Source organism: Pseudooceanicola algae (genome assembly GCF_003590145.2).
Lineage (GTDB): Bacteria > Pseudomonadota > Alphaproteobacteria > Rhodobacterales > Rhodobacteraceae > Pseudooceanicola > Pseudooceanicola algae.
Genome location: NZ_CP060437.1, coordinates 147834 through 162606, shown reverse-complemented (window position 1 = coordinate 162606; position 14773 = coordinate 147834). Strand labels below are relative to the sequence as shown.

15 protein-coding genes are annotated in these 14773 nt (G+C 63.0%); 3 read left to right on the top strand and 12 right to left on the bottom strand.

The window, feature by feature from the left end:
* Positions 1-226: 226 nt before the first annotated feature.
* Complete coding sequence (locus tag PSAL_RS18295; protein WP_119840437.1) at positions 227-1165, bottom strand: sensor histidine kinase; 939 nt, start codon at positions 1163-1165, stop codon at positions 227-229.
* A 126-nt stretch (positions 1166-1291) separates the two neighbouring features.
* Positions 1292-1972 carry a Crp/Fnr family transcriptional regulator gene (locus PSAL_RS18290; protein ID WP_231388706.1) on the bottom strand — a complete coding sequence of 227 codons (681 nt, stop codon included), beginning with the start codon at positions 1970-1972 and terminating at the stop codon, positions 1292-1294.
* Between the two features lie 386 nt (positions 1973-2358).
* On the opposite strand from PSAL_RS18290, the gene PSAL_RS18285 reads away from it, so the two are divergent.
* Both PSAL_RS18285 and PSAL_RS18280 read left to right on the top strand, forming a co-directional pair.
* Complete coding sequence (locus PSAL_RS18285) at positions 2359-2748, top strand: hypothetical protein (protein ID WP_119840439.1); 390 nt, start codon at positions 2359-2361, stop codon at positions 2746-2748.
* A 217-nt stretch (positions 2749-2965) separates the two neighbouring features.
* Complete coding sequence (locus PSAL_RS18280; RefSeq protein WP_119840440.1) at positions 2966-4153, top strand: pyridoxal phosphate-dependent aminotransferase; 1188 nt, start codon at positions 2966-2968, stop codon at positions 4151-4153.
* Between the two features lie 66 nt (positions 4154-4219).
* Here PSAL_RS18280 and PSAL_RS18275 read toward each other — a convergent pair whose 3' ends face one another.
* The 10 genes from PSAL_RS18275 to PSAL_RS18230 all read right to left on the bottom strand — a co-directional run bounded on the left by PSAL_RS18275 (position 4220) and on the right by PSAL_RS18230 (position 13865).
* On the bottom strand, positions 4220-4990 hold the full coding sequence (locus PSAL_RS18275; protein ID WP_119840441.1) for an ABC transporter permease: 771 nt from the start codon (positions 4988-4990) through the stop codon (positions 4220-4222).
* Positions 4987-5739, bottom strand: coding sequence for an ABC transporter permease (locus tag PSAL_RS18270; RefSeq protein ID WP_119840442.1), 753 nt, complete (start codon positions 5737-5739; stop codon positions 4987-4989). Before PSAL_RS18270 ends, PSAL_RS18275 begins: the two co-directional genes overlap by 4 nt.
* An 11-nt stretch (positions 5740-5750) precedes the next feature.
* Positions 5751-6503 carry a transporter substrate-binding domain-containing protein gene (locus tag PSAL_RS18265; RefSeq protein WP_119840554.1) on the bottom strand — a complete coding sequence of 251 codons (753 nt, stop codon included), beginning with the start codon at positions 6501-6503 and terminating at the stop codon, positions 5751-5753.
* Positions 6504-6555: 52 nt separating this feature from the next.
* Positions 6556-7308, bottom strand: a complete 753-nt coding sequence (locus PSAL_RS18260; protein ID WP_119840443.1) for an ABC transporter ATP-binding protein — start codon at positions 7306-7308, stop codon at positions 6556-6558.
* A 178-nt stretch (positions 7309-7486) separates the two neighbouring features.
* Positions 7487-9478, bottom strand: a complete 1992-nt coding sequence (locus PSAL_RS18255) for a CocE/NonD family hydrolase (RefSeq protein WP_119840444.1) — start codon at positions 9476-9478, stop codon at positions 7487-7489.
* A 232-nt stretch (positions 9479-9710) separates the two neighbouring features.
* Positions 9711-10040 (bottom strand): NIPSNAP family protein, encoded by a 330-nt coding sequence (locus tag PSAL_RS18250; RefSeq protein ID WP_119840445.1) that lies wholly within the window; start codon positions 10038-10040, stop codon positions 9711-9713.
* The gene (locus PSAL_RS18245) at positions 10037-10525 is read right to left on the bottom strand and encodes a TRAP transporter small permease (RefSeq protein ID WP_196222865.1); all 489 of its coding nucleotides are present in this window, start codon (positions 10523-10525) and stop codon (positions 10037-10039) included. Before PSAL_RS18245 ends, PSAL_RS18250 begins: the two co-directional genes overlap by 4 nt.
* 2 nt (positions 10526-10527) lie before the next feature.
* Positions 10528-11814 carry a TRAP transporter large permease gene (locus PSAL_RS18240; RefSeq protein WP_119840447.1) on the bottom strand — a complete coding sequence of 429 codons (1287 nt, stop codon included), beginning with the start codon at positions 11812-11814 and terminating at the stop codon, positions 10528-10530.
* An 82-nt stretch (positions 11815-11896) separates the two neighbouring features.
* Entirely contained in the window at positions 11897-12868 is a 972-nt protein-coding gene (locus PSAL_RS18235; RefSeq protein WP_196222866.1) for a TRAP transporter substrate-binding protein, read from the bottom strand.
* Positions 12869-12953: 85 nt separating this feature from the next.
* On the bottom strand, positions 12954-13865 hold the full coding sequence (locus tag PSAL_RS18230) for an NAD(P)-dependent oxidoreductase (RefSeq protein WP_119840449.1): 912 nt from the start codon (positions 13863-13865) through the stop codon (positions 12954-12956).
* Between the two features lie 132 nt (positions 13866-13997).
* Here PSAL_RS18230 and PSAL_RS18225 point away from each other — a divergent pair, with 132 nt between their 5' ends.
* Entirely contained in the window at positions 13998-14741 is a 744-nt protein-coding gene (locus tag PSAL_RS18225) for a FadR/GntR family transcriptional regulator (RefSeq protein ID WP_196222867.1), read from the top strand.
* Positions 14742-14773 lie beyond the last annotated feature (32 nt).

Here is a 14773-nt window from a genome sequence, read left to right as displayed (position 1 = left end):
AAAATCCCTTCGGCTCCGGATCGCATGAGCGACCGGCGACGTACCTGCGTGATGGTGAAACTGTCCGGCGTCTGGTGGGTCAACGGCAGAAAACCGGATCGGTTCCCAAGTTTGTCCGACCAACGTCATATCATGAAACGAATATATTTGCCGCCCGGCCCGCACGCGCATCCCACGGGGCGACAGGACCCGAAAACGCCCAATGGCTGGAGTGCTCGGATCCGGGTCAGCCCTGCAACGGAACGGTCATGTCGATCGTCAGCCAGCCGTCTGCATGGTGCCGGGTCTTTTCGGCCCCAAGCTGCTGCGTCGAGGCCTGTAGCAACCGGGACCCAAAACCTCTGGCCGAGCTGTCGTCGTAGGATGCGACCTCTTCGCGCCAACGGATATGCACCGCGTGACCCAGGTTCTGCCAATCCACCCTTACCGCACCGTCATGGCGCAGGGCGCCGTACTTTGCGGAATTCGTCATCCATTCGTGGATGATGAGAACCAGAGGGGTCAGAATTGACGTGGGAATCAGGACCTCGTCCCCGTCCAGATGCACCGCCTGGCAGCCCATGGCCGGGGCCAGGATCTGGTCGAACAGATGCTGCAACGACACCGGTTCGCTGGCATCCGTACCAAGCATCAGCGCGTGACCCCGGCTGAGCGCATCGATGCGCCCGCGCAGGTTCTCGACGAAATCCTCGCGGCTTTCGCTTTCCCGGTCGGCGCTGGACACGATGGCCGAGACCAGCGCGAAGAGGTTCTTCACCCTGTGGTTCATCTCTGCCAGATGCATTTCGCGTTCCAGCAGAAGCGTCTGTTCGGCGGTCGCATCCATGCTGACACCGACCATCCGACTGCGGCCCGGCTGGTCTATCCGCCGCCCGAGGCTGCGGATCCAGGCGTAGCTGCCATTGGCCCGACGCACCCGGAACAGCAGGCGAAAGCCTTCGTCTTCCGCGGAAAACTGCGTCAGCTTGTCCCTGAGCGCCTGGTGATCTTCGGGGTGGATGATATTCAGGATCTCGATGAAGGATCCGGCCTGCGCGGCGGAAAGGCCCAACAGACCAAGGCAGTTGTCGTCCAGGAATGTCTCGCCCGTTTCGGGGTCGTATTCCCAACGACCCAATCCCGCGACACCCACGGCAAGGTCCAGATTCTCGCGGTCAAACCTCATCTCTCGCCCGTCGCCACCCTGACTGGGGCACGAAACAACCGGTTCGTGCAATACTGCCAAATCACCGCGAAGCTGACCGCCCCCGGCCTGTCCAGATGTTAGCAGTATTAACCCGAAGTCAAGTTCTCAGGTTAGTTTCAGCGGCCCCTGCCCGTAAAGGTAAGCCGGATCGAAGGCACCGATCCGCTTCAATGCGGCCTTGTCCAGGATCATGACCTGCCCGCGCGAAATATCGGCCACGCCGGTTTCGCGCAGCTTGCGCACCACGCGGTTCATGTGGATCGCGGTGGTGCCGCAGGCATCGGCCAGCTCCTGCTGAGTGAGGGGCAGGGAAAAACCGTTCTCTCCGGCAAGACCGACGAAGGCCAGCCGCTCCCACATCTCGGCGATCAGATGGGCCAGGCGTCCGTCCGCGCTCAGATGTTCAAGCTTCATGATCCATTCCCGATGCATTGCGGCATCAAGCAGCGTCGAATACCAGAACATCCGCGCCAGGTTGGGCTCTGTCGTCAGCAGTTCGTTGATCTTCTCGTGCGCGGCATAGCCGATCTGGACCGCGCCGATCGACACGATGTCGTGGTCCAGGCGCTTCAGGGCGAAGGCATGCAGATCGATGAAATCGCCCGGCACATGCAGGGCCAGGATGTGCCGCTTGCCGCCTTCATGAATGACACGGGCCACCGTTCCTTCGATAAGAAAGGTGCTGCGGTCCAGGATATCACCCCGACGCAGGATCGTATGGGGGGCGGTAAAGTTCTCGACCCCTTCGATCAGGCCTTCCAGAATGGCCTTTTCATGCGCACTCAAAGCCTCTCGCGAGCGGCCTTGCAGGAACCGGCGTGTGTATCTGTAATTCGGCGCGTTCATTCTGAAGCCCTGATCCCCTGGTCCTGCGGCCCTCCGCGGCGAAACACTTAACATATATTAGTGCGCTTACATCGAACTACTGCGATGTTTCAACACAACGGGCAGGCAGGCCGCATCGTTCCCTGTCGGACGCATTTGGGTTCCGAATGATCTGCGCCGGTCATCGGCCCCCTGAATCCCGCCCCGAATGCCCCCGTGCACAGGCCCGCGGCAGGCCTGTACCGCGCCACCGGGCCGAGCGGCATGGGCGGTCAGCCGCTTGCACACGCCGGAACATTTACCGGCTGGTTTCGTTGAGGGCTCATGATCAGATGAAAGGCTTGAACATGGCTGACGATCCCAAGACCATCATACCGACCGAAGTCCAGCGCCACGAAGGCCGGACGATCAACCAGACGGCCCGGCAGATCGACCCTGCCAGCCGGCACCGGGTCGACGTGAATGCCAATGCGCAGGGCAGCATGAAGCAACCCGGTGATCCGTTGGACCTGACGAATGCCGATCAGGCGCACGGGGCCGATGAACCGGGCCAGGAGGCTTCGGTCAAGCAGCAGCCCGAGGCGCTGGAGGAGTCCGAGCCGCGCGACGACAAGAAGTCCGACTACATCCGACCCGCCGGTCCCAAGGAAATGGAGAACCCTCCGAAACGCTGGACGGAAACCGACGAGGAAGTCGACCAATCCTTCCCCGCCAGCGATCCCCCCGCAAATTATTGACGTGCCTGCCTTCGAAGGATGCCGCCCCCCTTGCGACGCTGCTGCAGGGCCGCGGTCTCCTTCGAAGACTTCCCTTATCGACATGTGCCGCCGTCGCTGCTATTCAGACGTATAGTAATTTCCCGGTGCGAAACGCCGCTTGCCGACCAGTGTGATCCTCGTTCACCGGCACAGGCCCTGACCCCCGGTGACACTTCACGTCGACAGGATGACAGCGATGAAAACAACTGCGATCACCCGCCGTTTGAGCGGCCTTGGCGGCGCCAAGTGGAGCGTGCATTTCAAGGCCGTGCAGCGCATTGCCGAAGGCCATGACGTCATACAGCTGACGATCGGCGAACCCGACATCCCCACATCCCCCAACCTGATCGAGGCCGCCTGCGACGCCATGCGTCAGGGCCGCACGACCTATTCCAAGGGCGAAGGCGAAGACGGTCTGCGCGATGCGCTGGCCGAACGTTACGGCGCCCGCATCGGACGCCCGGTATCGCGCGCGCAGATCATGTGCTTTCCCGGCACGCAGACCGCCCTTTTCACCGTGTTGATGGGCGTCGCCGAAGCGGGGGACGAGGTTCTGGTGGGCGATCCGATGTATGCGACCTACGAAGGGGTCGTGCGGGCCTCAGGGGCGGACCTCGTGCCTGTGCCCCTGCGCCCCGAGAACGGTTTCCGCATTCAGGCCACAGATATCGCTGCCCGGATCACCCCGCGGACGAGGGCCATCCTGCTCAACACCCCCCACAATCCCACCGGCGCGATCCTGACAGGCGAAGACATCGACGCCCTCGGCGCGCTGGCGCTGGAACATGATCTCTGGATCATCTCGGACGAGGTCTATGACGAGCTGATCTATGATCAGACGAAATTCGTCTCGCCGCTGTCGAGCGCGGCTCTGGCGGATCGGACGATCGTGGTTTCCTCGATCTCGAAATCCCATGCCGCACCCGGGTTCCGCAGTGGCTGGTGCGTCGGTCCCGAAGACTTCACCGCCGCGCTGCTGCCCCTGTCCGAGACCATGCTGTTCGGCAACCAGCCCTTCATCGCCGACATGACCGAACTGGCCATTCGCGACGGTTCGGACGTGGCACCGGGGATGCGGGAACGCTTTGCCGCGCGCGCGCGCTATCTCGCGGACCGTCTGGACCGGGAAAGCGACCTGAAGCTGCTGCCGCCCAGTGCCGGGATGTTCGCGATGATCAACGTGGCCGCGACCGGGATGGACGGCGATGCCTATGCCGAGCACCTGCTGGAGCACGCCAATGTCGCGGTAATGCCGGGCAGTTCCTTCGGCAGCACGCTGACCGATTGGGTCCGCCTTGCGCTGACCGTGCCGGATGCGGATATCGCCAAGGCCTGCGACCGGATCCTCGCCCATGCAAGCCAGTTGGCGCAGAAAAGCGCCTGACCCCCGAACAACGACAAGAAGACGCGGCGCTCATCGGAGGCCGCGTTTTTCTTATTGAGGCACTTCTTACTGTGGCACCTGGCGTTCGACCCAGGCGAACAATTGTCCGATGATCATCGCGATCACGATATAGACGACCGCCAACAGCAAGAGCGGCTCGTAAACGATAAAGGTATCCGATCGCACCCGCGAAGAGACCGCGTAGATGTCGATGACGGTGATCGTCGCGACCAGCGGCGTCGCCTTCAGTTGCAAGATCGTCTCGCCCCCAAGGGTCGGCAGCACGTTGCGGATCGCCTGGGGCAACCAGATCCGGCGAAAGATCGTGCGACGGGGCATGCCAAAGGCGCGCGCCGCCTCAAGCTGGCCCTTGGCCACGCCCGAAAAGGCGCCGCGCAGGATCTCGCCTTCGTATCCCGCATAGGACAGGGTCAGCGCGGTCAGCGCATAGGGCCAGGCCTGCCGCAGATAGGGCCAAAGCTCGGACGAGCGGATCCAGGGGAATTGCGGAAACAGCGAGCCGAGCCCGTAGTAAAGCAGCCAGATCTGCAACAGCAGCGGGGTGCCCCGAATGACGGTGCAGAACACCCGAGCCGGCCAGGCAAGATACCTTGGTCCGACCGCCTGGGCGAGCCCCAGCGGCACCGCCAGCGCAAAGCCCAGCACCACCGAAGCCACCAGCAGCCAGAGCGTGGTCCACAGCCCCTGAATGGCCAGAGGCATGTAGGCGGGGATCCAATCCCACCGCAGGCTTAGCGCGCACCACAGGACGAAGGCCGCGAATAGCACCATCATGACGATGCGATGCGGCTGGAAAAGATCCTTGAGGGGTATCATTGCGTGCCCTCTTTCAGGGACGGCCGCCCACGCCGCGCCCATTTTTCAAGCCGTGTGAAAAGCACACCGGACAGAAGCGTTACGGCAAGGTACAGCACCCCCGCGGCGATGAAGAAGGTGAAATAAGCCCGTGTGCTGCTGGCCGCCTGCCGGGTTTCAAGCGTCAATTCGTTGAACCCGACCACGGCCAATAGCGCGGTGTCCTTGGTGGCGATCAGCCAGAGGTTGGCCAGACCGGGCACCGCAAAGGCCATCATCGCGGGGATCGTGATACGGCGGATAGTGGTCAGGGCGGGCATGCCGAAGGCGCGCGCCGCTTCCAGTTGCCCCGTGGGTACGGCCTGAATAGCCCCGCGCAGGACCTCGGTCGAATAGGCGCCCTGTACGACACCCAGCACCCAGATGCCCGCCGCGACACCGCTGATTTCCACCACACCACCGCCCAGGGATTCCGAGACGCGGTTCACGATATCGGTGCCGACATAGTAAAGGATAAGGATCAGGACCAGTTCGGGAACGGCCCTGATCACCGTTGTGTAGATGGCAAGAAGGTCACGGATGACCTTCCCGCCGTAAAGCTTGCCATAGGCACCGAACAACCCGATCACCAGGCCAAGGACAAAGGCGCCAAGCGCAATCTGCAAGGATTTCGACAATCCCGTCAGAAGGTTGCGTCCCCAGCCCGGAGGCGACAGCGACAGCAGCTCTGCGGCTTGCGACAGGCCCAGTGCGTCAAGAAGTTCGGTCACGTATCGCTACCTCAGAAAATATCTTCTCCGAAGTATTCGATCGTGATCTTCGTGCGCGTGCCATCAGCGATGACGGCCGCGACGCCCATGTTCAGAGCCTCAAGAAGCTCGGGTTCCCCCTTGCGCACGCCGGCACCGACACCCAGGCCAAGGATCGCCGGGTCGTCCATCACCGAGCCCTTGATCTCGCAGCAGCCGGAGCCTTCGACGAAATCGGCCATCGCCATGGCATCCGCCTGGGTCGCGTCGATACGGCCGGAAATCAGGTCCTGGTTGGCTTCATCCTGGGTCTGGTAGACGCGGATTTCGGCATCGGTGAAATACTTCTGCGCATAGGCCTGGTGCACGGTCGAGGCCTGAACGCCGAGGATCTTGCCCGAAAGAGATTCCGGCGTCGGTTCGATGTCCATCGAGGAATCCGCGACGATCACGGTCGGGGTGTTGTAGTAGGGATCGCTGAAATCGATGGTCTTCATGCGGTCTTCGGTGATCGACATGGAGGCCATGATCGCATCGATCTGCTTGCTGTTCAGCGACGGGATGATGCCGTCCCAGGCCACCGGAGTGATCACGCATTCCAGTTCGGCCGCGGCGCAAACGGCATCGATCATCTCGATTTCCCAGCCAACCCAGTTGCCCGAGGAATCCGGCGACGAGAACGGCGGATAGGGTTCGGCCGCAACGCCGATCTTGACGGGATCCGCGACGGCCGTGCCGGCCATCAGGGTCAGAGCGACCACGCTAAGGGACTTGATCGGTTTCATGTTTTTCTCCGTGTTGGGGGTCTTGGTCATTGTTGTTTGGCGGTATCTGGGATCAGCCCACCGAGCTCAGGAACTGCTTCAGGCGGTCGGACTGCGGGTTGCCGAAGACCTCGGCAGGCGGGCCCTGCTCTTCTATCCGGCCCTGGTAAAGATAGACCACGTGGCTGGCGACCTCGCGGGCGAATTTCATTTCGTGGGTGACCAGCAGCATGGTGCGCCCTTCGGCAGCCAGGTCGCGGATCACGCCCAGGACCTCGCCCACCAATTCGGGATCCAGCGCCGAGGTCGGCTCGTCGAACAGCATCGCCTGGGGGTTTACCGCAAGGGCACGCGCGATGGCCGCCCGCTGTTGCTGACCGCCCGACAGGTAGGCAGGAAAGGCATCCGCCTTGTCGCCCAGACCGACGCGTTCCAGCAGTTCATGGGCCCGCGCGATGGCTTCGGCCTTTGGCGTCTTCAGGACATGCACCGGCACTTCGATGATGTTTTCCAGCAATGTCCGGTGGGTCCACAGGTTGAACTGCTGAAAGACCATGGCCAGCCGTGTGCGGATGCGTTCGATCTGCTTGCGGTCGGCCGGGCTGCCGTCATCCCGCCGCCGGATCTCTTCGCCGTCGATGACGATCTTGCCGGCGGTCGGCGTCTCCAGATAGTTGATGCAGCGCAGCATCGTCGACTTGCCCGAACCCGAACCGCCAACGATTGCAACAACATCACCCTTTTGTGCGCGCAGAGAGACACCTTTGAGAACTTCGAAGTCTCCAAAGCTCTTGAACAGACTTTCCACGCGGATCGCTTCGGACATCGACAGGACCCTTCGTTTCGCTTCAAGACAGGAAGATGACGGAAACACCCCTAACTATTCAACCGTATAATTCTGGCGCTGGTATTCCGTGGCCACCACGACACATGAACGCCCAAATGTTAGGCGAAGATATGTCGCGGCGCCAGAAGGCATGTCGCTTTGACGGCCTTTCCTCGGGTCAATCCAGGTCGCGCGGAACGCTGTCCTGAAAATCACGCAGGAAAATCCGCGAGCTGCCCTCGAAAGCCTCCAGCCGGGTTGAAAGGCGGAACGCCTGCTGATCCGTCTCGAAGACCGCCGTGACGCGGGTCGATACCTCGAAATCATCGCGACGCATGGTCCTGTCCCAGGTGATCTCCGCGCGGGCGCGGGCGACGTCTGTGGGCCTGATCGACCATGTTTCCTCAAGGGTGCAATCGTGGACCAAGCCGTGGCCGGAGTTCTCGTAGGCGCCGAAGTCGGATCGGATGCGTTGCACCACCCAGCCATCGCTTTCAAAGCGCTCGACATCCTCCGCCTCTGGCCGGTGCTCCAGCAAGGGAGACGGCGGCAGCGGGGCCGGTTCGGCGAACTGCCAAGGCGCGACATCGGCGGCCTCGGACAGTTGCGGAATGGCCAGATGACCCGCCGCAACACTCAGGGTGACCTGCCCCTGTGCGGGCCAGATGAAGGGCCAATAGGACGGTGAGAGCGCCAACCGCAGCCTGTGCCCGGGGGGGACCTTGTAGGCGGCCTGATCCAGCGTCACCACCGCATCCACGGCCTGCCCGGGCGTCAGGGCCTGCGCCGCGCCGAAACCATCCCGGAACCGCAGATCCAGCATACCCAGAGAGATCAGCGTCGATTGCCCGTCGGGCGCGACATCGCACAGCCGCGCGACAAGCTGGCCATAGGCCTGATCACTGGCCAGCCGCAGATGCAGTTCCGGCGCGCCGAGGATCGTCAGCGGTGCCTGCAACGGCGCGCCGTCGAAGCAGGTCGACCGCGCGTCATCGCCCTGCTGATCGCCGGGCAGTTCGATCGCCCCGAACCCATAGGGAAAATACTTGCCGCAGGCCGCGCCGCAAAGCGCATCCGTCCTGACCGGCACCTCGTCCCGCATCGGGCCCTGACCCAGGGTGCCTCGACCCAGCACAAGGGGTTGTGGCTGCACCTGCGGGCAGGGCCAATCCGGCAGGGCCAGCCATTTGCCGGGTCGGCTTGCGTAGTCGCGGGCCGGTGCGATCCCGTCCATGACATAGGCCCGGTAGGCCGGATCGTCCTCGACACCCGTCTCCGCCCCTTTCAGCCAGTGGTCCCACCAGCGCAGCGCCTCGCCCAGAAAATCGATGCGCGGGCCCGGCGCGGCCATATGCGGGTACTTGTGGTTCCACGGTCCGACGATGGCCTTGACGACACCGCTGGTGCCCCCTTCCAGCAGGCGCGCAGGCGTGTTGCGGTAGCCGTCGTGCCAGCCGCCGATGGACAGGACTGACGCCTCGATCTGCGAGAAATCTTCGCAGACGGAACCGTGGCGCCAATAGGCATCACGTTGCTGGTGGCGGGTCCATTCGGCGGCAAGGAAGGGGATGTTTTCCAGACGGTCCTGCCAGATCTCGCGCCAGGCCGCGCCCGATTGTGCCGGATCGGGGGGCAGGGAAAACCACGACATGACCGAGCTTGCCCAGCCGAGGTTCTCGGCCAGCTGGCAGCCGCCCTTGTAATGGATGTCATCGGCGAAACGGTCGACGGTCGAGCTTTGGGTGATGACCGCTTTCAGGGCCGGGGGCCGGCGCGCCGCGACCTGCAGGCCGTTGAACCCGCCCCAGGAGATCCCCATGATCCCCACCGCGCCCGTGCACCACGCCTGCGCCGCGACCCAGGCGATCACGTCCTCGATGTCGCAAAGCTCCTGTTCGGAATATTCATCGTCGAACAGGCCGCCGGATTCACCGCAGCCGCGCAGATCGACCCGCAGGCAGGCGTAGCCATGGGCGGCGAAAACGCTGTGCGTCGTCTCGTCCCGCGCCTCGGTGCCGTCGCGCTTGCGATAGGGCAGCAATTCAAGGATCGCGGAGGTCTTTTCGTCACTGACGGGCCGCCAGATGCGCGCCGACAGGTGGCAGCCGTCGCGCATGGGGATGTCTTCGCAGGGCCATTCCCGGATATCGTTCAGCTGATTTGCACACATGATCTTTTGCCCCGTTGACCGGCGCATTGGCAGCACCGCTTTCAATCGCCGGACAGTAAGGCCCGGCATTCAAGCGTTTTCTGGCGGCAATCCAGGGGATCGTCAAACGCTTGGCGGAACCTGCGCCCGCCGGACCGTGTTTGCCCGGCGATTGGAGAGCAGGGTTGCCCGGCGGCATGCAAAAAGGCGCAGAAGGCAAACCCTCTGCGCCTCTTGTCATCGCGGGTCGGGATCAGGCCGCGCCGGGCAGCGTGAAGAAGCTGGCCGGGGTCAGGATCGTGTTGACCTGTGCCACCAGGAAACCCGCATCGGCGCTGATCTTCAGATAGGCCTGCCATTCCGGATCCGCGGCCAGGGCAGCGCGCTTTTCGGCGCGATCCTGGGCGGACTCGTAGCACCAGACATGGACGTAGGAATTGACATCCCCGGTCTCGACCGCGCCGTACAGCACCGGCGCGCCCAGGTGGAACGACTGGGTCTTCCAGCCGTGGTCTGCGTACAGCTTCATGTGCTTCTTGATGGTGCCGGGGCGGCAGGTATAGGTGCGGTGGTCAAAGATCATGTGGTCAGCTCCTGCTGTGGTTTTTGGGGAAGCACCAGGCACACCAGCTCGGCCAGGGAATAGGCCAGCATGATGGCGCCGGAGATCGGGATGGCGGCGTAGAACAGCGATGTCGGAAGCTGCAGGATCGGCGTCATGGCCCGCGCGCTGCGCGTCAGGCTGAGCCCGTACCAGGTCATCGCCATCAGGAAGCAGATCGACAGCAAGGCGATGAGGATCAGCAACAGGCGGCGACCCACCGGGTTCAGGGCGACAGACAGCCAGTCGACCTGAAAGTGGTCCTTGTCCCGCCACAGTGCGGCGGCACCGGCGAAGACCATCCAGGCAAAGAGGCCCTGCACCACTTCGTCGAACCAGGGGAAACTGGCCAGGCTGAAGCTGCGCGCCACCACGTTGATGAACAGCAGCACGAAAAGGGCCGACAGGCAGAAGATCGGCACCGCCCGCAGGACCTGGCCAAAGCGGTATTCGAGTTTGCTCAGCATCGTCATTCTCCCAGGACCAGAGCGGGCAGCCATGTCGAGACGGCGGGCACGCAGACCACCAGCAACAGCACGAAACAGAGGCCGATCAGATAGGGCGCCAGCGCACGCGACAGCCGCGCTACACTGAGGTTGGCAATCGAGGACACCGCGAACAGGACCATGCCGACGGGCGGGGTCAGAAGGCCCACCATCGAGCACATGATCATGATGACGCCGAACTGGATCGGATCGACGCCGATGCCGGTGATGACCGGCAGGAACAGCGGCACGGTTAGGACGATAACCGCGATCCCTTCCAGGAACATGCCCAGCACCAGCAGCACGGCGACGACGATGGCCATGATGATCACCGGGTTTTCAGAGAAGCCCAGCATCGAGGCGACAAGCTGATTGGGGACATGCTGGTGGACCAGCAGCCAGCCGAAGAACCCGGCGGCGGCAATGACGAACATGACGCGGATCGTATGTTGCAGCGTGTCCCAGATGATCGCCGGCAGATCACGCGGCTTGATCTCGCGGTAGACCACCATCGACAGGAACAACGCATAGGCGCTCGCCGCGACGCCGGCTTCGGTCGGGGTGAAAAAGCCACCGAAGATGCCGTAGATGATGATGACAGGCGTCATAAGCGACAGAAAGGATTCCCGGAATCCCGACCAGATCGCGCCCCAGTCGATATGATCGCGGTGCGGCATCTTGTGCAGGCGCGCCATGATCCAGACCGCCACCATCAGCGCCAGCGCCATAAGCAGCCCCGGCACGACCCCGGCCAGGAACAGCTTGGCCACCGACACGCCGGTGATCGAGGAATAGAGGACAAAGGGGATCGAGGGCGGAAAGACCGGACCGATGGTCGAAGAGGCCGCCGTGATCGCGGCGGAAAAGTCATCGTCATAGCCCTTGTCGGCCATCGCCTTCAGCTCGACCTGGCCAAGACCGGCGGCATCGGCGACCGCGGCCCCGGACATGCCGGAAAACAGCAGTGAGGCCAGCACGTTGACCTGGCCCAGGCCGCCACGGATATGGCCAACACAGGCATCGGCAAAGCGGAAGATGCGGTTGGTGATCCCGCCGGTATTCATCAGGTTACCGGCAAGGATGAAGAACGGGATGGCCAGCAGCGTGAACCCGGTCGTCGCCGAGAACATGCGTTGTGGCAGCATGGCAAGGATGCGGAAATCACCCTGCAAAGCATAGAAGCCGACCGCCGTCAGCCCCAGCGACACCGCGATTGGCAGGCCGAGGGCAATGAACAGCAGGAGGACGGCGAGGATCAGGAAAGTTATCATGCGCGATGCGGCTCCGGTGGTGGGGCCACGCCATGATCCGGCGCGGCCCCCTTGAGGGATCAGGAAGGTGTCAGCTTCGAAGTCAGTCGAGGAAGCTGAGGAAGGTTTCCATGTTCTCCTTGCCGGAGTATTCCGCCACGCGTTCGCGGGCCGGACCCATCAGGGCGACGAAGGGTGCCAGATCGGGGCGGGTGACTTCCATGCCCGCGTCCTGCAGGGCCTGGATGTCTTCTTCTTCCTGGGCCACGACGGCGGCGCGCATCATGTTGCCGGCCTTGACGCTTTCTTCGCGCAGGATCAGCTGCTGTTCCTCGGTCAGGCCGTCGAAGACGTCCTTGTTGATGACATGCACCATCGAATTGTAGACGTGCTGGGTCAGCGCCAGGTACTGCTGAAAGTCATTCAGCTTGTTGTGGTAGATCACGCCGATCGGGTTTTCCTGACCGTCCACGACACCCTGGTTCAGCGCATTGGGCAGCTCGGGGAAGGCGATCTGCGTGGTTGCGGCCCCCAGCCCTTCGAGCGCAGCGACGATCTGCAGTTCCGGCGGCGTGCGCAGGCGCAGGCCTTCCACATCGGCGGGCGTGTTGATCGGGTGCTTGGAGTTGGTGATGTTGCGGAACCCGTATTCCCAGTTCGACAGGATCACGAGGCCCTCCTCCTCGATCTGCGGGCCGACCCATTCCATGAAGGGCCCGTCCAGAACCTCATGCGCTTCGTCGTAGCTGGCGAAGGCGAAGGGGGTCATGACGGTGCCGAAGGCCTTGACGTACTTGTCCAGCCCGCCCTGCGTCGGCAGGTTCATGTCGACCGCGCCGAGGATGGTCTGTTCCAATTGCTCGGGCGGTGAGCCGAGTTCGTTGGCCGGGTAAAGATCGACCGCAATCGCGCCATCGGTGCGCTCTGCGACATTGGCGGCGAATTGTTCAGCCGCGGCCTGGGCCGGGTGGGTATCGGCGGCGAAATGCGCCATCCGCAATGTGATGTCCTGCGCGCTGGCGCTGACGGTCATGAGAGCGACGGCAGCGCCTGTCGCGAGAAGTTTGGTGAGCATCGTGGTCTCCTCCCTGGATGCAGAATATGGACGCGGTCGTACCGACCGGCGGCGTCCCGCGCCGGGTCTCATCTTGGGCCTTCGGTCAGGCGGATTCGGTATCCGGCAGCTGTGCGATGACGCCCGAAAGGTCTTCGTAGGCCTTGATGACGGCCGTGCAGCCCTCTTCGCCGTGCCCCAGGATCGAGGCCAGCGCATAGGTCTGGTGCACCGATTGCGCCATGAACCCCGGCAGCCCCGCGCGCTCCAGCCATTCAGCGTAATAGCGCACGTCCTTCTGGGCATTGGCGAGGGACATATGCGGGGTGAAATCACGGCGCAGGGTCAGTTCGCCGTACAGATCCATCATGCCCGACTTGCCCCCGGCGGCGGAAATGATCCCGATCACCTTGGTCATGTCCAAACCCTCTTTCGCCGCCAGGGCAAAGCCTTCGCAGAAGGCCGCCACATTGGCGAAGGAGATGAAGTTGTGGATCAGTTTCAGACGGATGGCATGACCCGCCGGCCCGACGTGAAAGATGTTTTCCGCATAGGCGTCAAAGACCGGGCGCAGCCGTTCCAGCAGGGTCTCGCTGCCACCGAAAAGCACGTTGACCTCGCCCCGGTCTGCATGGGCAGGGGTGCGGGTCATCGGCGCCTCGGCATAATCGATGCCGGCCTCTTCGCAGGCGGCGCGCATGATGTCGACATGTTCAGCCGACACCGTGGTGTGATCCAGCAGGACCGAACCCGGCCGCATCGCCGCCAGCGCCCCGCCCTTGCCCAGGACGATGGATTGCTCGGCCTCGGCGGTTGTGACGCAGATCGCCAGCACATCGACCTGCGCCGCCATCTCGGCGGCATTGGCGCATTCCACCGCGCCGCGCTCGACTGCAATCGCGACCTTGGCCGGATCAAGGTCCGACACCAGCAACCTGGCTCCGTTCAGCAGAAGGTTCTTGGCCAGACCCTGACCCATGCCACCCAAACCGATCAGGCCGATAGTTTCCGAAATCATCTATGTCTCCTCGCATTTGCCTCAACAGTAATCATATGTCGGGTTGTCTGACAACATATTTCCTGATATTGTTTTCCAATCGCGGCAAGGACCCTTATGTTAAGGGGGCTGCAACCGCCCGAGGGACATCACATGCCAGACGCCGCCCCACTTTTTGAGCGTATCGACCGCCCGCGCCGCCTGCCGGACGAAGTGGCGACATCCATCATCGACGCCATCGAGAACCGGCAGCTCAAGACCGGCGACCGCCTGCCCACCGAGGCGGAATTGTCCAAACGGTTCGGCGTCGCCCGCACCGTGGTCCGAGAGGCGATTTCCCTGCTGCGCTATGACGGGATCGTGGATTCGCGCCGTGGGGTCGGGGCCTTCATCGCCGATCCGGCGCATAAATCGACCTTCCGGATCAGCCCCGCCTGCTTCGAAAAGCGCAAGCGCATCGTGCAGCTGCTGCAATTGCGCACGGGCGTTCAGGCCGGGGCCAGCGCGCTGGCCGCCGAGACCCGCAGCGACGATCAGATGCAGGAAATCCGCCGGATCTTTGCCGAAGTTGAAGCCGCCGACAATCTTGGCCCCGATGTGGCCCTGGAACTGCGGGTGGACAATGAATTGCTGCTTTACCGGCGCATCGCAGAGGCTTCGGGCAACGAATATTATATCGAAGTCACGATGATGATCGAAACCAATATCCAGAATAACCTGCGGTCGGCGTTTCTGAAGAACGCGGCGGCCTCCGAATTCGGGCCGGCGGTCATCGCGGAACACCGGGCCGTGGTTCAGGCGCTTGAGAACCGCGAAGCCGAAGCCGCGCGTCTTGCGACCCGGGCCCGTTTCGAAAAGGCCGCCAACGGTCTGGCACAACGCGAAGATTTTCTCTGATCGCACAGGATTTCGAAGCGACAGAGAGTGGG